Annotated in this window: 23 protein-coding genes, 2 tRNA genes and 1 pseudogene; 20 read left to right on the forward strand and 6 right to left on the reverse strand. The window is 40.8% G+C overall.

Annotated elements, in window-relative coordinates:
* Window positions 1-64: 64 nt before the first annotated feature.
* The 4 genes and pseudogenes from gatD to EJF26_RS00130 all read right to left on the reverse strand — a co-directional run bounded on the left by gatD (window position 65) and on the right by EJF26_RS00130 (window position 5,161).
* Window positions 65-847 carry a lipid II isoglutaminyl synthase subunit GatD gene (gene gatD / locus EJF26_RS00115; RefSeq protein WP_000263196.1) on the reverse strand — a complete coding sequence of 261 codons (783 nt, stop codon included), beginning with the start codon at window positions 845-847 and terminating at the stop codon, window positions 65-67.
* Complete coding sequence (gene murT, locus EJF26_RS00120; protein WP_143888984.1) at window positions 847-2,190, reverse strand: lipid II isoglutaminyl synthase subunit MurT; 1,344 nt, start codon at window positions 2,188-2,190, stop codon at window positions 847-849. The genes gatD and murT overlap by 1 nt, the downstream gene beginning before the upstream one ends.
* Window positions 2,191-2,486: 296 nt before the next feature.
* Window positions 2,487-3,241, reverse strand: a pseudogene (locus EJF26_RS00125) (hypothetical protein).
* A 603-nt stretch (window positions 3,242-3,844) separates the two neighbouring features.
* Complete coding sequence (locus tag EJF26_RS00130) at window positions 3,845-5,161, reverse strand: FAD-containing oxidoreductase (protein ID WP_000958951.1); 1,317 nt, start codon at window positions 5,159-5,161, stop codon at window positions 3,845-3,847.
* A gap of 337 nt (window positions 5,162-5,498) precedes the next feature.
* Here EJF26_RS00130 and cshA point away from each other — a divergent pair, with 337 nt between their 5' ends.
* From cshA to EJF26_RS00215, 17 genes are all read left to right on the forward strand, one after another.
* Window positions 5,499-7,076 carry a degradosome RNA helicase CshA gene (gene cshA / locus EJF26_RS00135; protein ID WP_000671066.1) on the forward strand — a complete coding sequence of 526 codons (1,578 nt, stop codon included), beginning with the start codon at window positions 5,499-5,501 and terminating at the stop codon, window positions 7,074-7,076.
* A 280-nt stretch (window positions 7,077-7,356) separates the two neighbouring features.
* Window positions 7,357-8,145 carry a GTP-sensing pleiotropic transcriptional regulator CodY gene (codY, locus tag EJF26_RS00140; protein WP_004246012.1) on the forward strand — a complete coding sequence of 263 codons (789 nt, stop codon included), beginning with the start codon at window positions 7,357-7,359 and terminating at the stop codon, window positions 8,143-8,145.
* Window positions 8,145-8,720, forward strand: a complete 576-nt coding sequence (locus tag EJF26_RS00145) for a cysteine hydrolase family protein (RefSeq protein ID WP_001029641.1) — start codon at window positions 8,145-8,147, stop codon at window positions 8,718-8,720. The genes codY and EJF26_RS00145 overlap by 1 nt, the downstream gene beginning before the upstream one ends.
* Before the next feature lie 80 nt (window positions 8,721-8,800).
* A tRNA-Leu gene (locus EJF26_RS00150) sits at window positions 8,801-8,886 on the forward strand.
* A 269-nt stretch (window positions 8,887-9,155) separates the two neighbouring features.
* Window positions 9,156-10,433: an ABC transporter permease gene (locus EJF26_RS00155; RefSeq protein ID WP_001068262.1), complete on the forward strand. Its 1,278-nt coding sequence runs from the start codon at window positions 9,156-9,158 to the stop codon at window positions 10,431-10,433.
* Between the two features lie 12 nt (window positions 10,434-10,445).
* Window positions 10,446-11,093, forward strand: coding sequence for an ABC transporter ATP-binding subunit Vex2 (gene vex2 / locus EJF26_RS00160; RefSeq protein ID WP_000173733.1), 648 nt, complete (start codon window positions 10,446-10,448; stop codon window positions 11,091-11,093).
* 55 nt (window positions 11,094-11,148) lie between these two features.
* On the forward strand, window positions 11,149-12,528 hold the full coding sequence (gene vex3, locus EJF26_RS00165; RefSeq protein ID WP_000903004.1) for an ABC transporter permease subunit Vex3: 1,380 nt from the start codon (window positions 11,149-11,151) through the stop codon (window positions 12,526-12,528).
* Window positions 12,529-12,668: 140 nt separating this feature from the next.
* Window positions 12,669-13,325, forward strand: coding sequence for a response regulator transcription factor VncR (gene vncR, locus EJF26_RS00170; RefSeq protein ID WP_000697938.1), 657 nt, complete (start codon window positions 12,669-12,671; stop codon window positions 13,323-13,325).
* On the forward strand, window positions 13,322-14,650 hold the full coding sequence (gene vncS, locus EJF26_RS00175) for a sensor histidine kinase VncS (RefSeq protein WP_000831384.1): 1,329 nt from the start codon (window positions 13,322-13,324) through the stop codon (window positions 14,648-14,650). The genes vncR and vncS overlap by 4 nt, the downstream gene beginning before the upstream one ends.
* A 138-nt stretch (window positions 14,651-14,788) precedes the next feature.
* The gene (locus tag EJF26_RS00180) at window positions 14,789-15,670 is read left to right on the forward strand and encodes a class II fructose-bisphosphate aldolase (protein ID WP_001019005.1); all 882 of its coding nucleotides are present in this window, start codon (window positions 14,789-14,791) and stop codon (window positions 15,668-15,670) included.
* Window positions 15,671-15,800: 130 nt separating this feature from the next.
* On the forward strand, window positions 15,801-16,733 hold the full coding sequence (locus tag EJF26_RS00185) for an alpha/beta fold hydrolase (protein WP_000734358.1): 933 nt from the start codon (window positions 15,801-15,803) through the stop codon (window positions 16,731-16,733).
* Between the two features lie 50 nt (window positions 16,734-16,783).
* On the forward strand, window positions 16,784-17,329 hold the full coding sequence (locus EJF26_RS00190) for a histidine phosphatase family protein (protein WP_001066188.1): 546 nt from the start codon (window positions 16,784-16,786) through the stop codon (window positions 17,327-17,329).
* Window positions 17,330-17,655: 326 nt separating this feature from the next.
* On the forward strand, window positions 17,656-18,648 hold the full coding sequence (locus tag EJF26_RS00195) for an ABC transporter ATP-binding protein (RefSeq protein ID WP_001240802.1): 993 nt from the start codon (window positions 17,656-17,658) through the stop codon (window positions 18,646-18,648).
* Window position 18,649: 1 nt separating this feature from the next.
* The gene (locus tag EJF26_RS00200) at window positions 18,650-19,468 is read left to right on the forward strand and encodes an ABC transporter permease (RefSeq protein WP_000240147.1); all 819 of its coding nucleotides are present in this window, start codon (window positions 18,650-18,652) and stop codon (window positions 19,466-19,468) included.
* 1 nt (window position 19,469) lies between these two features.
* Complete coding sequence (locus tag EJF26_RS00205) at window positions 19,470-20,255, forward strand: ABC transporter permease (RefSeq protein WP_000760731.1); 786 nt, start codon at window positions 19,470-19,472, stop codon at window positions 20,253-20,255.
* 100 nt (window positions 20,256-20,355) lie between these two features.
* Window positions 20,356-20,428 (forward strand) — tRNA-Thr (locus EJF26_RS00210).
* Window positions 20,429-20,619: 191 nt separating this feature from the next.
* Entirely contained in the window at window positions 20,620-20,937 is a 318-nt protein-coding gene (locus EJF26_RS00215; protein WP_000734656.1) for a hypothetical protein, read from the forward strand.
* Between the two features lie 31 nt (window positions 20,938-20,968).
* Here EJF26_RS00215 and EJF26_RS00220 read toward each other — a convergent pair whose 3' ends face one another.
* Together EJF26_RS00220 and EJF26_RS00225 are read right to left on the reverse strand one after the other, a co-directional pair.
* A complete protein-coding gene (locus tag EJF26_RS00220; RefSeq protein ID WP_000713515.1) occupies window positions 20,969-22,768 on the reverse strand; it encodes an N-acetylmuramoyl-L-alanine amidase in 1,800 nt (599 codons plus the stop codon).
* Between the two features lie 57 nt (window positions 22,769-22,825).
* Window positions 22,826-23,734, reverse strand: coding sequence for a LysR family transcriptional regulator (locus EJF26_RS00225; RefSeq protein WP_001222585.1), 909 nt, complete (start codon window positions 23,732-23,734; stop codon window positions 22,826-22,828).
* Between the two features lie 102 nt (window positions 23,735-23,836).
* Here EJF26_RS00225 and EJF26_RS00230 point away from each other — a divergent pair, with 102 nt between their 5' ends.
* The 3 genes from EJF26_RS00230 to EJF26_RS00240 all read left to right on the forward strand — a co-directional run bounded on the left by EJF26_RS00230 (window position 23,837) and on the right by EJF26_RS00240 (window position 24,767).
* A complete protein-coding gene (locus EJF26_RS00230) occupies window positions 23,837-24,070 on the forward strand; it encodes a YqgQ family protein (protein ID WP_000646473.1) in 234 nt (77 codons plus the stop codon).
* Window positions 24,067-24,447 (forward strand): rhodanese-like domain-containing protein, encoded by a 381-nt coding sequence (locus EJF26_RS00235; protein ID WP_000158120.1) that lies wholly within the window; start codon window positions 24,067-24,069, stop codon window positions 24,445-24,447. The genes EJF26_RS00230 and EJF26_RS00235 overlap by 4 nt, the downstream gene beginning before the upstream one ends.
* 86 nt (window positions 24,448-24,533) lie before the next feature.
* Window positions 24,534-24,767, forward strand: coding sequence for a hypothetical protein (locus EJF26_RS00240; RefSeq protein ID WP_001088142.1), 234 nt, complete (start codon window positions 24,534-24,536; stop codon window positions 24,765-24,767).
* Window positions 24,768-24,792: the final 25 nt, after the last annotated feature.

The following is a 24,792-nucleotide window of genomic DNA, read 5'->3' on the forward strand; positions in this document are numbered from 1 at the left end:
TAAAAGAGCAGGCAAAAAGAACTCCGATATGATAGCGGAGTTCTTTGATATAGTTTTCTTTAGTTTAAGAAAAGTCTGCCTTGCTTTTTACGTCGCTGTATTCTTCAGCGATTTCTTGGCTGAGAATATCTTCATAGGCAGGGAGTTGGATGTCCTGACCGTATTTTTTCCGGAGGGCAGTAGTGACTAGGCGATAAGCTAGATTGGCATTGCGAGAGAGGATAGGTCCGTGGAAGTAGGAACCAAAGACATTCTTATAATGAACCCCTTCGCCGACCTTTTCCTCGTTGTTTCCATTTCCATAGACCACCTGTCCCAGCGGTTTTTGGTCATCTGAGAGGAAGGTACGGCCTTGGTGATTTTCAAATCCATAGTAGGTTTCATTGAATTCGTCATTATGGATCTTGATGTCACCGATAAAGCGATTATTGGTCTGGCTGAGGGTATAGTGGCCCATGACCCCGAGCCCTTCGATACGTTTACCTGAAGCTTCAACATAATATTGCCCCAATAGTTGGAAACCACCGCAGATAGCCAGAACTACACCGCCGTTCTGGATGTAGTTGTCAATGCTCTCTTTTTTAGCAGGTAGGTCGTCTGCAATGATACTCTGTTCAAAGTCTTGACCACCGCCGAAAAAGGCGATATCGTAATGATTTTCATCAAAATCATCATGGAGAGAAACGATATCAACCGTCACATGTGCCCCCAGTTTTTCAGCTACATACTTGAGCATGAGGATGTTTCCATTGTCCCCGTAGGTATTCATGAGGTTTCCATAGAGGTGGGCAATGTTGAGCTGATAAGGGTAGTTGCCATCTTTTGAGGAAAGTGAAGTATAAACCATTAGTTCATCTCCTTTCTAACAATCTGACGACTAGCCAGTAGTTCACGGAATTCAAGCATAGCAGTATAGGTAGCCAGGATATAGGCATGTTTGCAGTCTTGGTTCTCAATGGTCTTGAGAACTTGCTCCAGACTACTTGTCTCAGTGATTTTCTCAGCTGGAAAACCCGTCACTCGTAGACGACGAGCGATTTCAGAATGACGGACACCGCCAGCGTTGATTTCTGGAATGTCCATGTCAGTGATTTGTTCAAAGTCAGCATCCCAGATCCAGCTGGTGTCAATCCCATCAGCATAGTTGGCATTAAGGAGGACAGATAGGCTAAATGGATAAGGTGCTAGTTTGATCATTTCAATAGCTTGGGTCGCTCCAACAGGATTTTTAATCAAGACAAGAGTACATTCCTTGTCACCGATATGGAAGGTTTCCTGGCGTCCAAAGACAGCGCGGCTCTTGTCAAATCCTTGCTTGATGAGTTGTGAATCAGCCCCGAGGAAACGGGCAATAGCAACCGCAGTAAGGGCATTGTAGATATTATAGAGTCCACCGATTTGGATGCCGTATTCTTGTCCGTCAATGACAAAGCGGGAGCGATTGTTGGTCAACTCAACCAAGTCTGTTAGACGGTAGTCCAAGTCAGGACGTTTGCAACCACAATTTTCACAGATATAGGCACCCAAGTTGGCATAGGTATTGTGCTCATATTTGAGGATGCCTTGACAGTCAGGGCAGAGGATTCCTTCGGTATTGTAGTGAGCCAGTTGGGCTGGCCCTTTTTCCAAATCAAAACCAAAATACTCTACAGGATTTGGAATAGCTGGCTTGTAGAAAAGCGGACTGTCACCATTGAGGAGGACAGTAGCCGTAGGCACCTTACGAATGGCATCCAAAATCATCTTATAAGTTGTGTAAATCTCACCGTAGCGGTCCATCTGGTCACGGAAAATGTTGGTGATGACAAAAAGACTAGGCTGGATATAGTCACAAATACGAGATAGGCTGGCTTCGTCAATTTCAAGGACGGCAATATTTTTCCCAGTTTTAGACGATTTGGCAGTCAAGAAGGTCGTTGCAATCCCTGTGATCATGTTGGCACCACTAGGATTGGTTAGAACCTGACCATAAACTTCTTTTAAAATGCCGACAGTGAGGGCAGTTGTCAGGGTTTTGCCATTGGTTCCAGTGACCACGACAATCTCGTAGTTCTTAGCTAGATTTTGTAAAATATCTTTATCAAATTGAAGGGCGAGTTTTCCTGGGAGCGTACTTCCACGACCAAGACGGTTCAAGATGAAGTGAGAAGAACGCCCAGCAAGAAGGCCCAAAGTAGTTTTTAATTTCATGTTTCTATTATATCATACTGCGCCCAGCAGTCCAATAACTAAAGTAACCTCTAAGATCAACTAAAGAAGTAACCTTAGAAGTGCTTTTTAGGTTCTGATTAAACCAAACCAATCAAATACAATATCTTTGGATTTGATAACTTTGGCAACTTTAAGAAATAAATCTTTCTTACTCTGAACATAAGAAAGGAGAGGACATCGATTATCCCCTACAGGTTTTAAAATTTCATTAATCCATTATAACTGACAAAGATACCTAACTTTTGGGATTTAGATCATTTTTTGGAAAGTCTCTTTTATAATAAATTACGAATTTTTTCTTTTATAAATGCGTTAAGAGGATAGTGTTTATCAAGATATTCTAGGAGTGCCTGAGCAGATTCAGAAATTCGTTCGTAACCTTGCAAGAAGTGAGGCAATTGTTTGGCCTCATTTGGATAACCTTTTTCAAATCTTCTGTTGCTGTTAAAAATATCTATAAAATCAGATTTAGAAGTTTTTCCAAATTGATTAGTTCGGTCCAAAGCTTGACGGATCTGTTTTGGATGAAATCATAAGCAGCCAATTTTTCGCCTCGTTGATAGCGACCTAGTCCTATATATAGATTGCATAAAATTTCTCCCAACAGCCATTCACGGTCTCTATTTTCTTTTGATGGCAATCTTTGTGGCTGGCAGATTGTTCCATCAAAACCGACCTCCTTCCAGATAATCTTGCCTTCAGCGAAGGGAATGTTTACTAGTTCATGAGCTTCAAAGACAGCAAATTCACAAAAAACATCATCTTCAAATAGAACTTTATGTCCGTCCACTGTATTTTGGTAGTGAAATGCAATTGGTTCTAGATTACTTAACCAAGTTAGATCCTGTATATAGGCCTGCTTGTAGCCATCTTTTACAATAACAAAAAAATCCAAATCTGAGTATTGATCCAATCGGTCTCTTTCTACTCCGCAAGAACCAAGTGCCAGCAAAGCTAGTGCTTGTCTAGAATCTTTTAGAGACTGACCAATATCATCTAGTCTTTGTAACAGTAATTCTGTTTTATTCATAATCGTTACCTCATTATTTCTTGTTTACAGACATTATATAGTTAATGTTTTCGAAAGTCAATTTCATCCCATACCAAATATATACTAATGTAATATGGGATTTCTTTCGATATTTTTTACAATGATAAAGTTTAAACATTTTGCAGGGTATTGCTCATATTATCAAGAATGAAGAAATTTGAAGTATCCTTTGATTGATTAGAAAGTGATTCTTATCTTTAAAAAGATTAAATGATTTGGAAAATATTTGAGAAGAAAAAATATATCGACTTAGCCATCAATTTGCAAACGGTAAAACCTTTCCACAAACGATGAAAATACACATACGACCCGCGCAAAGAGTGGATAATTTACTAATTAGGCATGAAACAATCATTGCAAAATATACTTTTTAAATTACCCATAAAACGATGAGCTGAAGCGAGTTATTCAAAGTCATATGTATTGCTGATATTTGAAAGAGTGACCTGAGACTCAATATATAATTAGGACTGCTAAGTAAAGTTTGGACATTATATCATAAAAGAGGGAAAAGACAGATTTGAGATTTCGCAGAAACAAAAACAGCCCGATGAGGGCTGTGAGATACCAAGAAATCTCAACTTAAATCGCAAACAAGTCATTCAAGTTCTCAGCCAAGGTTGGGTGAGTGAAGATTTGTTTTGTGAAGTAAGTGTAAGGAATCTTGTTGTCCATCGCAACAGTGATGATGTTGATGATTTCTTGAGAACCTTCTGAGAAGATAGTTGCACCAATAATTTCTTTTGTTTCAGTATTCACAACAGCTTTGAAGGCTCCACGAAGGTCTCCATTTACGTGACCACGAGGCATGGCAGCAACAGGGATTTCCTTCACTGCGTATGGAAGTTTCAAATCAGCTGCTTGGCTTTCAGTCAAACCAACTTGTGAAAGTGCAGGTGTGATGAACATGGTGTTTGGTACATTGAGACGGTCTTCAAGTGTGTAGCTGCCATCTCCAGCAAGGTAGCTGTAGACAACGCGGAAGTCATCAAGTGAAATGTAGGTAAATTGTGGTCCACCGTTGACGTCTCCGACTGCGAAGACACCAGAAACGTTTGTTTGACAATGTTTGTCTACTTTGATAGCACCACGCTCAGTTAGTTCAATATCCGTATTTCCAAGTTGAAGTGGTTCGACATTTGGTTTACGTCCAGTTGCGTAGAGAAGAGCATCGAAACGGTAAGTTTCGTTTTCAGTTACGATGAGAACTTGGTCACCGTCGTTTTTGATTTCAGTAGTACGGATGTTTTGAAGCAATTCAATGCCGTCTTCTTCCATGTATTGTTTAGCAAGAGCTGCGATGGAAGGTTCTGCACGAGGAAGGAAAGTATCCAAGGCATCTAGGACGGTAACCTTGCTTCCAAGTTTGTTGTAAAGACCAGCAAATTCAAGACCGATGTTTCCGCCACCAAGGACTCCAAGTTTTTCAGGCAGTTTGTCCAAGTTTTGGATACCTGTTGAGTCAAAGACATTCTTACTTGTAGCAAGTCCAGGGATTGGCAAGACGTTTGAAACAGCACCAGTGTTGATGACGATAGTTTCAGCAGTCAGTTCTTGTTTTTCATCACCAGCTTGGATTTCGATGACTTTGTTTGAAAGGAAGTGAGCTTCCGCATCAAAGATATCCACGCCAGTACCAGCAACAGTAGCATAGTTTTTACCATTGAGGCGGCTAGTGATAGTATTTTTGGTAGCAATCACTTCTTCAAAAGACAAGTCTTTCTCAGCAGCAACTAGCAAGGTTTTAGTTGGGATACATCCGATGTTGATACAAGTTCCGCCGTACATAGCTTTGCTACGTTCAACGAGGGCAACTTTTTTGCCGGCTGAAGCTAATTTACCAGCTAGTGTTTTCCCAGCTTTACCAAATCCAATAACGATTAAATCATATGTTAACATTTATAGTCCTCCTATTCGATTTTCATTCTAGCATAAGAAAACACTTTTTGCACAAATCTGCTACGGGAAATGATTTCCGGTCAAAAGGTCTATCAAAAACTTTTATAATTCTAGTTCAATAGATAATAAATCGTTTACATGATTTTCCTAATGGATTCTACTATCTTTTGCCTCACTCTTGTGTTATACTAGATAGGTTGCAAAGAACTAGTACTTTTCTTTCGTGGAAAAGAAGCAACACGGTATCTCATTTTTAGATGAAGATACATCATGAAAAGAAAAGTATATACTAAGCGCTATAGGATGGCTTCGCACCATCTTTAGAAAGAAGAAAAACGTGAAATTTAATGAATTTAACTTGTCTGCTGATTTGCTAGCAGAGATTGAAAAAGCTGGATTTGTAGAAGCAAGTCCCATCCAAGAACAGACCATTCCATTGGCTCTTGAGGGAAAAGACGTTATCGGTCAAGCCCAGACTGGTACAGGGAAAACCGCGGCCTTTGGCTTGCCAACCCTTGAAAAAATCCGTACAGAAGAAGCAACTATTCAAGCCTTGGTCATCGCTCCAACTCGTGAACTCGCTGTTCAAAGTCAAGAAGAACTCTTCCGCTTTGGTCGTAGCAAGGGAGTGAAAGTTCGCTCAGTTTACGGTGGTTCAAGCATTGAGAAACAAATCAAGGCCCTTAAATCTGGTGCCCATATCGTTGTAGGAACACCAGGCCGTCTCTTAGACTTGATCAAACGCAAGGCCTTGAAATTGCACGATATTGAAACCCTCATCCTTGATGAAGCGGACGAAATGCTCAACATGGGCTTCCTAGAAGACATCGAAGCTATTATCTCTCGTGTCCCTGAAAGTCGTCAAACCTTACTCTTTTCAGCAACCATGCCAGATGCTATCAAACGTATCGGTGTTCAGTTTATGAAGGACCCTGAGCATGTCAAGATTGCTGCCAAGGAATTGACAACAGAGCTGGTGGACCAGTACTATATCCGTGTCAAGGAACAAGAAAAATTCGACACCATGACCCGTCTCATGGATGTAGAACAACCTGAACTTTCTATTGTATTTGGTCGTACCAAACGCCGTGTGGATGAATTGACTCGTGGACTTAAAATCCGTGGCTTCCGTGCAGAAGGCATTCATGGTGATTTGGACCAAAACAAACGTCTTCGTGTCCTTCGTGATTTTAAAAATGGCAATCTTGATGTCCTCGTTGCAACAGACGTAGCTGCTCGTGGTTTGGATATTTCAGGTGTGACTCATGTCTACAACTACGATATCCCACAAGACCCTGAGAGTTATGTTCACCGTATTGGTCGTACAGGACGTGCAGGTAAGTCAGGTCAGTCTATTACTTTCGTTTCACCTAATGAAATGGGTTATCTCCAAATCATTGAGAACTTGACTAAGAGACGCATGAAAGGTCTCAAACCTGCAAGTGCAGAGGAAGCCTTCCAAGCTAAAAAGCAAGTGGCGCTCAAGAAAATCGAACGAGACTTCGCAGACGAAGCAATTCGTGGGAACTTTGAGAAATTTGCTAAAGATGCTCGTAAGTTAGCTGCTGAATTTAGTCCAGAAGAATTGGCTATGTATATCTTGAGTCTAACAGTCCAAGATCCAGACAGTCTTCCTGAAGTGGAGATTGCGCGTGAAAAACCACTGCCATTTAAACCATCATGTAATGGCTTTGGTGGCAAAGGCAAGGGAGGTCGAGGAGGCCGTCGTGGGGACGACCGTCGAGACCGTGATCGCCGTGGCAATGGTCGCCGTGATGATTTCAAGAAAGGCAGTCGTGGGAATGACCGTTTTGATAAAGACAGACGTTACCGTAATAAAGACAATAAAAAACCTCGCAACACTTCAAGCGAAAAGAAAACAGGCTTTGTTATTCGTAACAAGGGCGATAAATAAGAAAAAGCGATTCAAAATGAATCGCTTTTTTATATAAGGAGACCGATAGTAAAAGAAGATGTATAAAAGTAAAGGAAAGGTGAGATGGGAAGGGGAACTTTAATCCATCTTCTTATAATATTATTATATAAAAACCAAAACAGAATGTCAATAAAAAATTGCTATTTTTATAAAATATTTTTGCTTTTAAAAATTGCAATTCAATAAGCAATTTTCAGATAATTATTGAAATAAAGACTTTTCTATGTTATAATGGAAGCGATTATATGCGAGGTAAAAAATGGCACATTTATTAGAAAAAACAAGAAAAATTACATCAATTTTAAAACGCTCAGAAGAGCAAATGCAGGATGAACTTCCATACAATGCCATTACACGTCAACTAGCAGACATTATTGATTGCAATGCCTGTATTGTCAATAGCAAGGGCCGTCTTTTGGGCTACTTTATGCGCTATAAAACTAATACAGACCGTGTAGAGCAGTTTTTCCAAACCAAGACGTTCCCAGATGACTATGTACAAGGGGCAAACATGATCTATGATACAGAAGCCAATCTTCCTGTTGAACATGATTTGACCATTTTCCCAGTAGAGAGCCGTGCGGATTTTCCAGATGGTTTGACAACCATTGCTCCCATTCATGTATCAGGGATTCGCCTAGGTTCCTTGATTATTTGGCGTAATGACAAGAAATTTGAAGATGAGGATTTGATTCTTGTTGAGATTGCGAGCACGGTTGTGGGGATTCAACTCTTGAACTTCCAACGTGAAGAAGATGAGAAAAATATCCGTCGTCGTACGGCTGTCACCATGGCAGTTAATACCCTTTCCTACTCAGAACTTCGTGCTGTTTCAGCTATTTTATCTGAGCTAAATGGAAATGAAGGACAATTAACTGCATCGGTCATTGCAGACCGTATTGGTATTACGCGCTCAGTGATCGTCAATGCACTCCGTAAGCTAGAGTCGGCAGGAATTATTGAAAGCCGTTCACTAGGAATGAAGGGAACTTATCTCAAAGTATTGATTTCAGATATCTTTGAGGAAGTGAAAAAGAGGGACTACTAATGGCAAAGGCTTTAATCTCGATTGATTATACAGAGGATTTTGTAGCAGATCATGGAAAATTGACAGCAGGTGCTCCTGCTCAAGCTATTTCTGAGGCGATTGCTCAGGTGACCAGACTGGCTTTTGATCGTGGAGACTATGTTTTCTTCACTATTGATGCTCATGAGGAGAAGGATACATTCCACCCAGAAAGCAAGCTCTTTCCACCGCATAACATCATCGGAACTAGTGGTCGTAATCTCTATGGTCCCCTAGCTGACTTTTATGCTGAACATGAGGGGGATAGCCGTGTCTTTTGGATGGACAAGCGTCACTATTCAGCATTTTCAGGTACGGACCTAGATATCCGCTTGCGAGAACGTCGAGTTGATACAGTCATCTTAACTGGTGTTTTGACAGATATTTGTGTTCTCCATACGGCTATTGATGCCTATAATTTGGGTTATCAAATCGAGGTTGTCAAGCCTGCGGTTGCCTCCATCTGGCCAGAAAATCATCAGTTTGCTCTTGGACATTTTAAGAACACTCTGGGAGCCAAATTGGTGGATGAAAATCTTGATGAAATTAAAGAATAATTCCCTTGGAAAAATGAAAAAAATCTGAAAAAAGTGTTGACAAAGATTTTGAAAGTTGATATACTAGTAAAGTAATCGACGCGGGGATGGCGGAATTGGCAGACGCGCAGGACTAAGGATCCTGTGACCGCTTTAGGTCGTGAGGGTTCAAGTCCCTCTCTCCGCATAGGATAAGAGTTAGCTTTGGCTAGCTCTTTTTGTTTTTCTAAAGAAGGCTAGAGGAGGCAGTTTGGATATCGGAAGGTATTGGCATCAAGAACTATCATTTATGGCATGGAATCGATTTTTGATTGGTAAAACGTATTCTAATATGAAGAAAGTTAGCAGTTGCTAGCTTTCTTCATTTTTTCAAAAAATAAATCAAAAAATTTTTTCGATTTCATAAACATTTCATATTTGAATTTTATAATAGTCTTACAAATATGGAGGTGACAAATGAATCCAATCCAAAGAGCTTGGGCTTATGTCAGCAGAAAACGACTGAGAAGTTTTATTTTATTTCTGATTTTATTTGTCCTTTTAGCAGGAATTTCAGCCTGTTTGACTCTGATGAAGTCCAACAAAACAGTAGAAACAAATCTGTACAAATCTCTCAATACCTCTTTTTCTATTAAGAAGATAGAGAACGGTCAGACCTTCAAGTTATCGGACCTAGCATCCGTGAGCAAGATTAAGGGACTGGAAAATGTCTCTCCTGAACTCGAAACGGTCGCAAAGCTGAAAGACAAGGAAGCGGTGAGTGGTGAGCAGAGCGTTGAACGTGATGATTTGTCGGCTGCGGACAAGAACTTGGTTAGCTTAATGGCTCTTGAGGATTCCTCCAAGGATGTCACCTTTACCAGTTCGGCTTTCAATCTAAAAGAAGGGCGACACCTTCAAAAAGGAGATTTCAAGAAAATCCTTATTCACGAAGAGTTGGCTAAGAAGAACGGTCTTTCGCTTCATGACAAGATTCGCTTGGACGCTGGTCAGTCCGAAGCTGGAAAAGGACAAACAGTAGAGTTTGAGATTGTCGGCATTTTTTCTGGTAAAAAACAAGAAAAGTTCACAGGCTTATCTTCTGACTTCAGTGAAAACCAAGTCTTTACAGACTATGAAAGTAGCCAAACCCTTTTGGGAAATAGTGAACCTCAAGTCAGTGCAGCACGCTTCTATGTAGAAAATCCTAAGGAAATGGACGGACTCATGAAGCAGGTGGAAAACTTGGCTTTGGAAAGTCAAGGTTACCAAGTCGAGAAGGAAAACAAGGCCTTTGAACAAATCAAAGACTCAGTTGCAACCTTCCAAACCTTCCTCACCATCTTCCTTTATGGGATGTTGATAGCAGGAGCAGGGGCCTTAATTTTGGTCTTGTCCCTCTGGTTGAGAGAAAGGGTCTACGAAGTGGGGATTTTACTCGCACTTGGAAAAAGCAAGATCTCAATCTTCCTACAATTCTGTTTAGAGGTAGTTTTGGTATCTCTCGGAGCTTTGCTTCCAGCATTTGTTGCAGGAAACGCAATCACATCCTATCTGCTACAAACCGTACTAGCAAGCGGAGATCAGGCAACCTTACAAGACACGCTAGCTAAAGCAAGCGGTCTATCAACTAGTCTCCTATCCTTTGCAGAATCCTATGTCTTTCTGCTCCTGATTAGCTGCTTGTCTGTAGCCCTTTGTTTCCTATTCTTATTTAGAAAATCGCCAAAAGAAATTTTATCATCTATTAGTTAAGAAGGAGAAATCATGACTTTATTACAATTGCAAGATGTTACCTACCGTTATAAGAACACTGCTGAAGCAGTTTTATATCAGATCAAGTATAATTTTGAACCCGGGAAATTTTATAGTATCATTGGTGAGTCAGGAGCAGGAAAATCCACTCTCTTGTCCCTGCTTGCTGGTCTAGATAGTCCTGTCGAAGGTTCTATCCTTTTCCAAGGAGAGGACATTCGAAATAAGGGATATTCTTATCACCGCATGCACCATATTTCTCTAGTCTTTCAAAATTATAATTTGATTGATTACCTTTCTCCACTGGAAAATATCCGCTTGGTCAACAAAAAGGCAAGCAAGGATACACTTCTTGATCTTGGTTTGGATGAAAGTCAGATCAAGCGGAACGTTCTCCAGTTATCAGGTGGGCAACAGCAACGTGTTGCCATCGCTCGCAGTTTGGTATCAGAAGCTCCAGTTATTCTAGCTGATGAGCCAACAGGAAATCTGGACCCTAAAACTGCTGGAGATATTATCGAACTACTCAAATCACTTGCTGAGAAAACAGGTAAATGTGTGATTGTCGTCACCCACAGTAAAGAAGTGGCACAAGCGTCAGATATTACACTTGAATTGAAGGATAAGAAACTGACTGAAACTCGCAATACTACAAAATAAGATGAGCTTGTTTTGATAGAATGATAAAAACGAACAAAATCTAGAAAGGGAACCTATGTTACACAACGCATTTGCCTATGTTACAAGGAAGTTTTTCAAATCGATTGTTATCTTCCTGATTATTCTCCTCATGGCGAGCTTGAGTTTGGTCGGTTTATCGATCAAGGGAGCTACTGCCAAGGCTTCTCAGGAGACCTTTAAGAATATCACCAATAGCTTCTCCATGCAAATTAATCGTCGCGTCAATCAAGGGACGCCACGTGGTTCTGGGAATATCAAGGGTGAGGATATCAAAAAAATCACCGAAAACAAGGCCATCGAGTCTTATGTTAAACGCATCAACGCTATCGGAGATTTGACTGGATACGACCTCATTGAAACGCCAGAAACCAAGAAAAATCTCACTGCAGACCGTGCCAAACGGTTTGGAAGCAGCTTGATGCTTACAGGTGTCAATGACTCCTCTAAAGAAGATAAATTTGTCTCTGGTTCATATAAGCTTGTTGAAGGTGAGCACCTAACCAACGACGACAAAGACAAAATCCTCATGCACAAGGACTTGGCAGCCAAACACGGCTGGAAGGTTGGGGACAAGGTTAAACTGGACTCTAATGTCTATGATGCAGACAATGAAAAAGGTGCTAAAGAAACAGTCGAAGTGACGATCAAGGGACTCTTTGATGGTCACAATAAGTCAGCAGTAACCTACTCACAAGAACTCTATGAAAACACAGCTATCACAGACATTCACACTGCTGCAAAACTTTATGGATACACAGAAGACACAGCTATTTATGGGGATGCAACCTTCTTTGTAACAGCAGACAAGAACTTGGATGACGTCATGAAAGAGTTGAATGGTATCAGTGGTATTAACTGGAAGAGCTACACACTTGTGAAGAGCTCCTCTAACTACCCAGCTCTAGAGCAATCCATCTCTGGTATGTACAAGATGGCCAACCTCCTTTTCTGGGGTAGCTTGAGCTTCTCAGTCCTTCTCCTTGCACTCTTGCTTAGTCTTTGGATCAACGCCCGTCGCAAGGAAGTGGGAATCCTCCTCTCTATCGGTCTCAAGCAGGCAAGTATCTTGGGGCAATTCATCACCGAATCGATCTTGATTGCCATCCCTGCTCTAGTTTCTGCTTACTTCCTAGCCAACTATACAGCTCGTGCAATCGGAAACACCGTCCTTGCCAATGTTACTTCAGGTGTTGCCAAGCAAGCCAGCAAGGCAGCTCAAGCTTCTAACCTTGGTGGTGGTGCAGAAGTAGATGGCTTTAGCAAGACCTTGTCGAGCCTAGACATTTCCATTCAGATATCAGACTTTATCATTGTCTTTGTCCTTGCCTTGGTTCTAGTGGTTCTCGTTATGGCTCTTGCCTCAAGCAATCTCCTCAGAAAACAACCAAAAGAGCTCTTGCTCGATAGCGAATAAAAAACTTGCTACCTATTCTCCCCTAAATGGGGTATAATATAGGTAGCATTTTTATCTATTTCATCTTTATAAGGCCTCTTCCTATCAAGATGAAACAGAGAGATTAACAAGAAACTTAAAGGAATGTGAAACGTTTTTCTATGAAAATTTTAATTGTAGAAGATGAGGAGATGATCCGTGAGGGGATCAGTGACTATTTGACGGATTGTGGTTATGAAACCATTGAAGCAGCAGATGGTCAGGAAGCTCTGGAAAAATTTTCCAGCTATGAAGTTGCTCTAGTACTGCTGGATATCCAGATGCCCAAACTAAATGGTTTAGAAGTTCTAGCTGAGATTCGTAAAACCAGTCAGGTTCCTGTCTTGATGTTGACAGCATTTCAGGATGAAGAATACAAGATGAGTGCCTTTGCTTCTCTGGCAGACGGCTATCTGGAAAAACCTTTCTCCCTCTCCCTCTTAAAAGTGAGGGTGGACGCGATTTTCAAGCGCTATTACGATACGGGACGAATCTTCTCCTATAAGGATACCAAGGTGGACTTTGAGAGCTACAGTGCAAGCCTAGCAGGTGAGGAAGTCGCTATCAATGCTAAAGAGCTGGAAATTTTGGACTATCTGGTGAAAAATGAAGGACGGGCCTTGACTCGTTCTCAGATAATCGATGCTGTCTGGAAGGTGACAGATGAGGTTCCCTTTGACCGTGTCATTGATGTTTATATCAAGGAACTGCGGAAAAAGCTAGACTTGGATTGTATCCTCACTGTGCGTAATGTTGGTTATAAATTGGAGCGAAAATGAAACGAACAGGTTTGTTTACAAAGATATTTATCTATACCTTCTCGATTTTTAGTGTTCTGGTCGTCTGTCTTCATTTAGCCATTTATTTTCTCTTTCCGTCAACTTATCTGAGTCATCGTCAGGAAAGCATTGGTCAGAAAGCGACAGCCATTTCCCAGTCCCTGGAAGGAAAGGATAGGCAGAGTATCGAGCAAGTATTAGACTTGTATTCCCAGACTAGTGATATCAAGGGGGCCGTCAAGGGAGAGATGACTGAGGACAAGTTAGAAGTCAAGGACAACCTTCCTTTGGATACGGACCGTCAAACTACTTCCCTCTTTATCGAAGAGCGTGAGGTGAAAACGCAAGATGGTAGCACCATGACTCTGCAATTTCTAGCTTCGATGGATTTGCAAAAGGAAGCAGAGCAGATTAGTCTACAATTTCTTCCCTATACCTTACTGGCATCTTTTCTGATTTCCCTCTTGGTAGCCTACATCTATGCTCGAACCATTGTTGCCCCGATTTTGGAAATCAAGCGGGTGACCCGTCGGATGATGGAACTGGATGCTCAAGTAAGGTTGCGCGTGGACTCTAAGGATGAGATAGGTGATCTCAAGGAACAAATCAATAGCCTCTACCAGCACCTTTTGACAGTTATTGCGGACTTGCATGAGAAGAATGAAGCTATTCTCCAGCTTGAAAAGATGAAGGTTGAGTTCCTACGAGGGGCCTCTCATGAGCTGAAAACCCCTCTGGCTAGTCTCAAAATCCTAATCGAAAATATGAAAGAAAATATCGGTCGTTATAAGGATAGAGACCACTATCTGGGAGTTGCCTTGGGGATTGTGGACGACCTCAGTCACCACGTTCTCCAGATACTTTCTCTCTCTTCTGTGCAGGAAATTCGAGAGGAGAAAGAAGAGGTTGACCTCCTTCAGATGACGCAAACTCTGGTTAAGGATTATGCTTTACTAGCCAAGGAAAGAAAAGTTCAGATAGACAATAGCTTGATCCATCAGCAGGCTTACATAAACCCATCTGTGATGAAGTTGATCCTATCGAATCTCATCAGCAATGCCATCAAGCACTCTACTCTAGGCGGCTTGGTCCGCATCGGGGAGAGAGAAGGGGAACTCTTTATCGAGAATAGCTGTAGTCCTGAAGAACAAGAAAAATTGGCCCAGTCTTTTTCTGAAAATGCTAGTCGCAAGGCCAAGGGTTCAGGAATGGGACTCTTTGTGGTCAAAAGTTTATTAGAACATGAGAAATTACCTTATCATTTTGAGATGCAAGATGATCGTTTGACCTTCTTCATGTCTTATCCTAAAATAGCCCAAGACTAAGAGAAGAAAGGGTTTGCATAGATTGAGCTATAAGAAATTCAATCTAAAGTATGGGAAAAACTAGCTTTTTTTGTCAAAAAGTGATAAAATGAACAATGTAAATGGGATGTCCCAAAAAATATATAGGAGGCCTGACAAATGGCAATCGTTTCAGCAGAAAAATTTGTCCAAGCAGCTCGTGACAACGGTTATGCAGTTGGTGGATTTAACACAAACAACCTTGAGTGGACTCAAGCTATCTTGCGCGCAGCAGAAGCTAAAAAAGCTCCAGTTTTGATCCAAACTTCAATGGGTGCTGCTAAATACATGGGTGGTTACAAAGTTGCTCGCAACTTGATCGCTAACCTTGTTGAGTCAATGGGTATCACTGTACCAGTAGCTATCCACCTTGACCACGGTCACTACGAAGATGCACTTGAGTGTATTCAAGTTGGTTATACTTCAGTTATGTTTGACGGTTCACACCTTCCAGTTGAAGAAAACCTTGAAAAAGCTCGTAAAGTTGTAGAATTTGCTCACGCAAATGGTGTATCAGTAGAAGCTGAAGTTGGTACTATCGGTGGTGAAGAAGACGGAATCATTGGTGATGGCGAATTGGCTCCAATCGAAGATGCTAAAGCAATGGTTGCAACTGGTATCGACTTCTTGGCAGCTGGTATCGGTAACATCCACGGTCCATACCCTGCAAACTGGAAAGGTCTTCACCTTGACCACTTGCAAAAATTGACTGAAGCTGTACCAGGATTCCCAATTGTATTGCACGGTGGTTCAGGTATCCCTGATGACCAAATCCAAGCAGCTATCAAACTTGGTGTTGCAAAAGTTAACGTTAACACTGAATGCCAAATCGCATTCGCTAACGCAACTCGTAAATTTGCTCGTGACTACGAAGCTAACGAAGCAGAATACGACAAGAAAAAACTCTTCGACCCACGTAAATTCTTGGCTGACGGTGTAAAAGCTATCCAAGCATCAGTTGAAGAACGTATCGACGTATTCGGTTCAGAAGGTAAAGCTTAATCTAGCTGAACTAAACAAAACAGAAACCTGCCCATTGGGTGGGTTTTTTGTGTGTGAATATATAGCGAATATACTGTAGAAGAACCAATCTTAAGTTGCTAAAAGGTTCTATTTTTTGTACAATAATGCTATGAAAAAACTAAAACAATGTAGTCTTGGCTTTCTTAGTTTCATTCTTTTGTTTTTGCTAGCTACATTCATCTTTCACCGTATCAGTTTAGAAAAGGAACAAGCCTCACTGACACCTATGGGGCAACAAGTTCTCGTCAATGGACATCAAATAAATATTTACGTTGAAGGGGATGGTCCTGAGACTATAGTAGTTCTCTCAGGTGCTGGTATTGCTTCTCCTATCTTGGACTTTAAAGAAGTATTGGAATCCTTATCGAAACGGTATAAGGTAGTTATCGTGGAGCGGGCGGGATATGGTTATAGTGATGATAGTAATCATTCAAGAGATGTGATGGAGGTTTTGTCTGAGACTCGCCAAGCTCTTTCGCAAGCAAATATCACAGGGCCGTTTATTATTCTGTCTCATTCCATGGCTAGTCTAGAGAGTCTGGCTTGGCAGGAGAAGTTTCCTGATGAAGTGAAAGCTTTGGTTGGTTTAGATTGGGCATTGCCATCAAGTTATGAAGATTTAAAGGAGAATCAGTCCTTGCTCACTGTGGCATATTGGAGCAGCAAGATTGGTTTATTACGCTACTTCCCTGAGTCTTTTTATATAAAAAATCAAACTCTGACCGAAAATGAACGAAAACAATATAAACTTCTAGCTTATAAGCAGTTGATGTCACAAGCCATGCTTCATGAATCCCAAACGGTGAAGGAAAATGCCAAGAAAGTTCCCTCAAACATCAATCCGAAAATTCCCACCTTACTAATGGTTTCTAATGGTGATGGTACTAGCTTTAGCCAATTTGAGTGGCAACGTTATGCAGAGAGATTTGCAAGCGACCAGTCTAATGTTCAAGTCGTCTATATGGATGCGCCTCACGACCTCTATCATTATCAAAGCGATGCTATTGTTTCTCGCATTAAAGAATTTTTAGAGAATAATTGAGGGCTTAAAAATCCATTGAGACTGATGATAATAATTGAAAGGAATGACTTATGAATAATTCTTATATTTTACTTAGACATGCTCATTCAAGATTTTCAAGTGATGATTTTAATAGAACTTTGTCAGAAAAAGGATTTTCATCTCTTGACCAGTTAGAGTTTTTGAATTCTTTTAATATTGATTATTATTTTTCTAGTCCTTATAAACGAGCATTTGAAACAATTAATAGCTCGCCAATTCAATTTGATAAAATAGTTCTTGATAATCGGTTACGAGAGCGAAAATTATCTTCAACCTTTATAAAAGATTCTGAGTTTGAAGACAGTATTAAATATTTATGGCAAAATCCCAGTGAATCTCTTTCAGAAGGGGAATCAAATCAAGATGCACTAGCTAGAGTACTAAATTTTTTAATGGAATTGGAAGAGAGATACTCAGAAAAAATGATTTTACTTAGTTCACACGGGAATTTGATAGGAATACTACTACATCACTTTGATTCCAGTTTTGATTATGAAAAATGGGAGCAGATGACCTTTCCAGATTGTTTTCTAATTGATAGAAATGGGATTGTGAAAAGAATTATGAAAGATTAGTTCTTTGATTAAATAGTGAATCATATTGATCAAAATAGTTTGCTTTTTACAATTCGTAACCTGCCCAATGGGCAGGTTTTTTGGTGTTTTAAGGAAACTATGAAACCAGAATTTTTGATTAAAAGTATTTTTTTAAGAGAGAAATCTCTAATTTCATAATCTATAGGCAAACGCTTGCATTCTAGTTTTTATTGGACTATAATAGGTTGGTATAAAGCCTTCTGTAGTAATAAAATGTAGAAGGTGTAGAAGGTGTAGAAAGTAAGGATTTAGATATTTGTAGCCAAAAATACAATGTTGCTATTCCTTGCTATAGGGAGAGATTTATGGCAATGATAGAAGTGGAACATCTTCAGAAAAATTTTGTGAAGACAGTGAAGGAACCAGGTTTGAAGGGAGCTTTGCGCTCCTTTATTCATCCTGAAAAGCAGACATTTGAAGCGGTCAAGGATTTGACTTTTGAGGTTCCAAAAGGGCAGATTTTAGGATTTATCGGGGCCAATGGTGCTGGGAAGTCGACAACCATAAAAATGCTGACAGGGATTTTAAAGCCGACATCTGGTTTTTGTCGTATTAACGGTAAGATTCCTCAGGACAATCGTCAGGATTATGTCAAGGATATTGGAGTGGTCTTTGGGCAACGCACCCAGCTATGGTGGGATTTGGCACTGCAAGAGACCTACACGGTTTTGAAGGAGATTTACGATGTGCCGGACTCGCTCTTCCACAAGCGTATGGACTTTTTGAATGAAGTCTTGGATTTGAAGGACTTTATCAATGATCCTGTGCGGACTCTTTCACTGGGTCAACGGATGCGGGCGGATATTGCGGCTTCCTTGCTTCACAATCCCAAGGTTCTCTTTTTAGATGAGCCGACCATAGGGTTGGATGTTTCGGTCAAGGATAACATTCGTCGGGCCATTACTCAGATCAATCAGGAGGAAGAGACTACCATTCTCTTGACCACTCACGACTTGAGTGATATTGAGCAACTCTGTGATCGAATTTTTATGATTGATAAGGGGCAGGAGATTTTTGATGGAACGGTTAGCCAGCTCAAGGAAACATTTGGCAAGATGAAGACTCTTTCTTTTGAACTGGTGTCAGGTCAAAGTCATCTCCTTTCTCACTATGAAGGTTTTTCGGATATGACCATTGATAGACAAGGAAACAGCCTCAATATAGAATTCGACAGTTCCCGCTACCAGTCGGCTGATATTATCAAGCAAACCCTGTCTGATTTTGAAGTCCGTGATTTGAAGATGATGGATACGGATATTGAGGATATTATCCGTCGCTTCTATCGGAAGGAGCTCTAAGATGGTCAAATTGTGGAGACGTTATAAACCCTTTATCAATGCGGGCATTCAGGAGTTGATTACCTATCGAGTCAATTTTATTCTCTATCGGATTGGCGATGTCATGGGAGCCTTTGTCGCTTTCTATCTTTGGAAGGCAGTCTTTGATTCGTCGCAAGAGTCTTTGATTCAGGGCTTCAGTATGGCAGATATCACCCTTTATATCATCATGAGTTTTGTGACTAATCTTCTGACCAGGTCGGATTCGTCCTTTATGATTGGAGAGGAGGTCAAGGATGGCTCCATTATCATGCGCTTGCTGCGACCAGTGCATTTTGCGGCCTCTTATCTCTTCACCGAGCTTGGCTCCAAGTGGTTGATTTTTATCTCTGTTGGACTGCCATTTTTAAGTGTTATTGTCTTGATGAAAATTTTATCAGGGCAAGGCATTTTAGAAGTGCTGGGGTTAACTGTCCTTTATCTCTTTAGCTTAACGCTCGCTTATCTGATTAACTTTTTCTTTAATATCTGCTTTGGATTTTCAGCCTTTGTGTTTAAAAATCTATGGGGTTCCAATCTACTCAAGACTTCCATAGTGGCCTTTATGTCTGGAAGTTTGATTCCCTTGGCTTTCTTTCCCAAGGTGGTTTCAGATATTCTCTCCTTCTTGCCTTTTTCATCTTTGATCTATACTCCGGTCATGATCATTGTTGGAAAATACGATGCTAGTCAGATTCTTCAGGCGTTTTTACTCCAGCTTTTCTGGCTCTTAGTGATGGTGGGCTTGTCTCAGTTGATTTGGAAACGAGTCCAGTCATTTATCACCATTCAAGGAGGTTAGTATGAAAAAATATCAACGCATGCATCTGATTTTTATCAGACAATACATCAAGCAAATCATGGAATACAAGGTAGATTTTGTGGTTGGTGTTTTGGGAGTGTTTCTGACCCAAGGCTTGAACCTCTTGTTTCTCAATGTCATCTTTCAACACATCCCCTCGCTAGAGGGTTGGACCTTTCAAGAGATTGCTTTTATTTATGGCTTTTCCTTGATTCCAAAGGGCCTGGATCACCTCTTTTTTGACAATCTCTGGGCACTGGGGCAACGCTTGGTGCGAAAGGGAGAATTTGACAAATACCTGACTCGTCCTATCAATCCTCTCTTTCACATCCTAGTCGAGACCTTTCAGATTGATGCCTTGGGCGAACTTTTGGTTGGTGGAATTTTACTAGCGACAACAGTATCAAGCATTGCTTGGACTCTTCCTAAATTTCTACTTTTCCTAGTTTGTATTCCCTTTGCGACCTTGATCTATACTTCCTTGAAAATCGCGACAGCCAGTATCGCTTTTTGGACCAAGCAGTCAGGAGCTATGATCTACATTTTCTATATGTTCAATGATTTTGCCAAGTATCCTATTTCTATTTACAATTCGCTTCTTCGTTGGTTGATTAGCTTTATCGTGCCTTTCGCTTTTACGGCCTACTATCCTGCCAGCTATTTCTTACAGGACAAGGATGTCTTCTTTAATATCGGTGGTTTGATTCTAATTTCCCTTGTCTTCTTTGTCATTTCTTTGAAACTATGGGACAGGGGCTTAGACGCCTACGAAAGTGCAGGATCCTAAGAGGAAGAAACTCAAAGCCTCGTCTCAGGACAGGCTTTTTCTAATGGAGAAGAAAATTTCTTGACATCTATTCTCAGAGTGCTATACTAAAAAGGTAGCCGCCGATTTAGCTCAGTTGGTAGAGCAACGCACTCGTAACGCGTAGGTCACAGGTTCGATCCCTGCAATCGGCAGAATCAAGAAGCCCATTAGGGCTTCTTTTTCTTTTGTTACAAATACTCAACCACTTAGACAGAGATATTGACCAGATAGGCAAAAGGGCTTGTTCTTGAAAAATTCCTCTGCTATAATGATTCATGTAAGGGACGTGAGGGGTCAGTATCAGACAACTCAAGAACCAAAAAAAGAAAATGGAGACAAAAAAATGAAAAAATTATTGGGACTTGTATTCTTAGCAGCTGCTGCGCTAGTATTGTATTTCGGGTTTGTTGGATGGCCAAGTTTGGATGTCAACCTCTGGTCGCTCATTCCGGTAGGATTGTTCCTCTATTTCACACTAGAAAACTTTTTGAAAAAAGATTATAAGGCTAGTCTCATGTGCTTGATTATTGCCTTTATCATTGCAAATGCTATTTTGGACCTTTTGCCAATTTCAAGTGGTTTGGTGATTGGTGCAGGAGTGCTAGCTTGTGTAGGACTTGGCTACCTCTTTCCTGATAAGGATAAAAAAGAAGATAAATAGAAAAGTCTCGAGGTTTCTCGAGACTTTGTTTTTATTTACCAGCGTAGTATTTTTGGATGCCTTTCACAATACCTGCGACTAGTCTATCTTGGTATCGATCGTCACGAATCTGTTGATTCTCAGTGAAATTATCCATATAACCGAGTTCTAGGAGGACGGCTGGTTTGGCAGTTTCGCGTAGAACGGCAAAACTGCTTTCCAATAAGCCAGCGTCCTTGGCACCTGTTTCTGCAAGGAGAGAGGAGTGGATAGCAGCAGCGAGGCGTTTGCTTTCACTCATACGATCAGGGTGATTGTGCCAGTATTTATTAATCTTACTTGGATAATCAGGTTCATCGCTATAGGAGTAGGTTTGAATACCGCTCGCTTTTGAGTGAATGTTTCCAGTAGCATTGAAATGGATACTGATAAAGATATCAGAGTTGGTTTTATTTACCATTCTTGAACGCTCAGTCTTAAAATCAACGTCGATATCACTGTCACGTGATGTGAGGACCTTGTAGCCTAGTTCTTCTAGCTTAGCGCGCAGTTTGCGATAGACTTGCATGTTGAGATCTTTTTCGGCTACATTGTAGTAAAAGGCGCCGGAATCTCGACCGCCATGTCCGGGATCTAGGAAAATGGTATTGCTGTATTGACCTTTTACAAATCCACCTTCTGTTGAAACTTCAGAAATCCATTGGCCGTATTTTTGGAACAGGTGTTCCTTGCCGTCTATCTTGTAGGTTCCTGATACATAATGTCCGCTATCGTCCAAATAGTAACGAGCCTTGTAATAGTCGTCATAAATCCACTCATTTTTGGCCATATAGCCACCAGACTTGAGATAGTAGGCTCCAATCCATTCACGAGCCGCATAGGTTCCATTCGCTTTTAGATAGAACCAACTGTTGTAGGCCTTGTCAAAGATCCACTCTTTTTCAGCCATGGCTCCACTAGATTTGAGGTAGTAGCTTCCTTTCCATTTATTGGAAAGCATGACTCCATTTTGTTCAAAGGCGTACCAAGTTCCCTTGATTTTCTCCCATTTGTCTCGGCTGTATTTCCCATATTCATTAGCGTAATACCAATTTTGGTCAATCTTCACCCAGGAGTTTTCCGCCATAGCCCCGCTACTGCCGAGCAGGTAAGCACCAACGGTCGTTTTGCTGAGCATCACGCCGTTTTTGTCAAAATAATACCATGAACCATTAATTTTCTCCCATTTGTCTTGCGAGATTCTGCCAGATGGTGTGACATAATACCAATTTTGGTCAACCTTTACCCAGCCATTCTCCGCCATAGCCCCGCTTTTGGTAAGGAGATAACCATCAACGATTGTCTGAGTGAGCATGACACCATCTTTGTCAAAGTAGTACCAAACTCCTCCGATTTTTTCCCATTTTTGTTGGATGATTTTTCCAGACTCACTGGCGTAGTACCATTTACCCTCAAGAGCTACCCAGCCATTTTCTACCATGACCCCGTCTTTATTGAGAACATAGCCATCAAAAATGGTATCATTGAGTCGGTTTCCATCGTTGTCAAAATAGTACCACTTATCTTGAATTTTTTTCCATTTGAGGACAGGCTGATTGTTTTCATAGAAACGCCACTGTTTGTTTTCTTCCTGCCATCCTTCTTTTTTAGGAGCTTCTTCTTTTGCCTTGTCTTTTGGAAGTGTTGCAACCTCCTCTTCAGTTTTAGTTGAAAGATCTTTCTTATCTTCCTTAGAGTTGCTTTGTTCGGTGGTAGCAGGAGGATTAGCATTGCTTTCCTCTGCGTAGATAGGTGCTTGGGCAAATCCTGCCATTGAAAGGACAACAGCACTTGCCAATATAAACTTTTTCAACGATATTCTCCAATCATTATTTTCTAAGAAATATTATAAAATATGTCTGACGGCTTATCAACTATCAAACTGAACTTCTTCTAGTAAGTATTCGATAAAGCGTTCGCCCATCTTAGACAGGCTGGTTTTTTCATGCTGGATATAGACTAGTTCAATCGGATCGTCAATGTCCAGTGGAATAGAAACGATATTGTCTCCATTGAGGTTACTGTTCAAAATCCCTGTTGCGATCGTGTATCCGTCCAAACCAATCAAGAGGTTAAAGAGGGTGGCACGGTCACTGACTACAATGGATTTCTTGTGGTGCTCTTGTGAAAGAATCTCTTCTGAAAAGTAGAAGGAGTTGTGCGTCCCCTGATCATAACTCAGATAAGGGAAGTCTTCCAAATCAGCCAGTTTGACCTTGTCTTTTTTAGCTAGAGGGTTGGTCTTGCTGACAAAGATATGAGGCTGGGCGGTAAAGAGGTGGTGGGCCAAGAGGTGGTTGTCGTCCAGCATTTTCGTTAAAACATCACGGTTGTAACTGTTCAAAAAGAGGACACCAACCTCACTACGGAAGTTCTTGACGTCATCGATAATCTCCCAAGTCCGAGTTTCACGAAGGAAAAGCTCGTATTTTTCCATATCACTTTTCTTGAGCAGGGAGACAAAGGCATTGACTACAAAGGCGTAGTGTTGAGACGACACGCTAAAGAGTTCGCGGTGGGCGACAGGATTTTTATAGCGTTCCTCCAGAAGTTGGGTTTGCTCGACAACTTGACGAGCGTAGGAGAGAAACTCCATCCCATCACGGGTCAAGGTAATGCCCTTGGGATTGCGGATAAAGATTTCAATGCCCATTTCATTTTCCAAGTCTCGAACTGCATTAGAGAGACTGGGTTGGGTGATAAAGAGTTGCTTAGCTGCCTCATTCATAGAGCCAGTTTCGACGATTTTGATAATATAGTGTAGTTGTTGAATTCTCATGTTTTTATTGTACCACACTTGCGGAAGATTGGGCAATGAAGACGAAGAAAATAGGGGGAAAGAGCCGGTCCAGTATTGAAAAAAAGTATAAAATCTGTTAGAATGAAAGCTATGAAAACATTCTATGATGTGCAGCAATTTCTCAAACAGTTTGGCATTATTGTTTACATGGGGAAACGCTTGTATGATATTGAACTGATGAAGCTCGAACTCTCTCGGATCTATGATGCAGGTCTGATGGACAAGCTAGACTATCTAGAGGCGGAAGCTGTTCTTCGTAGAGAGCACAAGATAGAATTAGACTACATAGAGAAAAATGGAGATAAGAACTTATGACAATTTGGATTGTTTGGGGAATCGTTCTGGCGATGGCGGCATGGATGGGTTATAACTACCTTCGTATTCGTCGTGCGGCTAAGATTGTGGACAATGCAGAATTTGAAGCCTTGATTCGGAAAGGGCAGTTGATTGATGTCCGTGAACCAGCAGAATTTCACAGAAAACATATCCTCGGAGCCCGCAATATTCCTTCAAATCAGTTGAAGTCAAGCCTTGCAGCCCTTCGCAAGGATAAACCTGTCCTTCTCTACGAAAACCAACGCGGACAACGAGTGACCAATGCAGCACTTTATTTGAAGAAACAAGGTTTCTCTGAGATTTATATCCTCTCTTATGGATTGGATTCTTGGATTGGTAAGGTCAAGACTAGCTAATATTTTATTAAAAACTGTTGAATGGTAGATAAAGCTAGTATCTTAAGGTATCATCATTTATATTAAATTTAAGGAGATTTTATAATATGAATTCACAACAAAAGAAAAAACCTTCACTTATTTTAGGTATCCTATCTATTGTGCTCGGTTTGCTATCTCCAATAGTAGGTCTGGTTTTGGGTATCATAGGATTGGTCTTGGCTATTTCATATCAAAAAGAATCTGGACTGGACTATAAAACAGAAAAAATTCTCAATATTGTAGGACTTGTAGTTTCTGTCCTTAACTGGATATTAGCCATTGCAATAGTTTTTAGATAAGCAAAAACAAAAAAAGCTTCAAACA

The organism is Streptococcus oralis subsp. dentisani, from assembly GCF_007475365.1.
Lineage (GTDB): Bacteria > Bacillota > Bacilli > Lactobacillales > Streptococcaceae > Streptococcus > Streptococcus mitis_AX.

Bases quoted from the DNA above. Each gene is read 5' to 3' on its own strand.
- EJF26_RS00240 (WP_001088142.1), top strand. From the start codon at position 24,534: ATGAATTCACAACAAAAGAAAAAACCTTCACTTATTTTAGGTATCCTA.
- EJF26_RS00230 (WP_000646473.1), top strand. From the start codon at position 23,837: ATGAAAGCTATGAAAACATTCTATGATGTGCAGCAATTTCTCAAACAG.
- EJF26_RS00195 (WP_001240802.1), top strand. From the start codon at position 17,656: ATGGCAATGATAGAAGTGGAACATCTTCAGAAAAATTTTGTGAAGACA.
- EJF26_RS00190 (WP_001066188.1), top strand. From the start codon at position 16,784: ATGAATAATTCTTATATTTTACTTAGACATGCTCATTCAAGATTTTCA.
- EJF26_RS00225 (WP_001222585.1), bottom strand. From the start codon at position 23,734: ATGAGAATTCAACAACTACACTATATTATCAAAATCGTCGAAACTGGC.
- EJF26_RS00215 (WP_000734656.1), top strand. From the start codon at position 20,620: ATGAAAAAATTATTGGGACTTGTATTCTTAGCAGCTGCTGCGCTAGTA.
- EJF26_RS00205 (WP_000760731.1), top strand. From the start codon at position 19,470: ATGAAAAAATATCAACGCATGCATCTGATTTTTATCAGACAATACATC.
- EJF26_RS00200 (WP_000240147.1), top strand. From the start codon at position 18,650: ATGGTCAAATTGTGGAGACGTTATAAACCCTTTATCAATGCGGGCATT.
- vncR (WP_000697938.1), top strand. From the start codon at position 12,669: ATGAAAATTTTAATTGTAGAAGATGAGGAGATGATCCGTGAGGGGATC.
- vex2 (WP_000173733.1), top strand. From the start codon at position 10,446: ATGACTTTATTACAATTGCAAGATGTTACCTACCGTTATAAGAACACT.
- gatD (WP_000263196.1), bottom strand. From the start codon at position 847: ATGGTTTATACTTCACTTTCCTCAAAAGATGGCAACTACCCTTATCAG.
- EJF26_RS00155 (WP_001068262.1), top strand. From the start codon at position 9,156: ATGAATCCAATCCAAAGAGCTTGGGCTTATGTCAGCAGAAAACGACTG.
- EJF26_RS00235 (WP_000158120.1), top strand. From the start codon at position 24,067: ATGACAATTTGGATTGTTTGGGGAATCGTTCTGGCGATGGCGGCATGG.
- EJF26_RS00130 (WP_000958951.1), bottom strand. From the start codon at position 5,161: ATGTTAACATATGATTTAATCGTTATTGGATTTGGTAAAGCTGGGAAA.
- codY (WP_004246012.1), top strand. From the start codon at position 7,357: ATGGCACATTTATTAGAAAAAACAAGAAAAATTACATCAATTTTAAAA.
- EJF26_RS00185 (WP_000734358.1), top strand. From the start codon at position 15,801: ATGAAAAAACTAAAACAATGTAGTCTTGGCTTTCTTAGTTTCATTCTT.
- murT (WP_143888984.1), bottom strand. From the start codon at position 2,190: ATGAAATTAAAAACTACTTTGGGCCTTCTTGCTGGGCGTTCTTCTCAC.
- vncS (WP_000831384.1), top strand. From the start codon at position 13,322: ATGAAACGAACAGGTTTGTTTACAAAGATATTTATCTATACCTTCTCG.
- EJF26_RS00145 (WP_001029641.1), top strand. From the start codon at position 8,145: ATGGCAAAGGCTTTAATCTCGATTGATTATACAGAGGATTTTGTAGCA.
- vex3 (WP_000903004.1), top strand. From the start codon at position 11,149: ATGTTACACAACGCATTTGCCTATGTTACAAGGAAGTTTTTCAAATCG.
- EJF26_RS00180 (WP_001019005.1), top strand. From the start codon at position 14,789: ATGGCAATCGTTTCAGCAGAAAAATTTGTCCAAGCAGCTCGTGACAAC.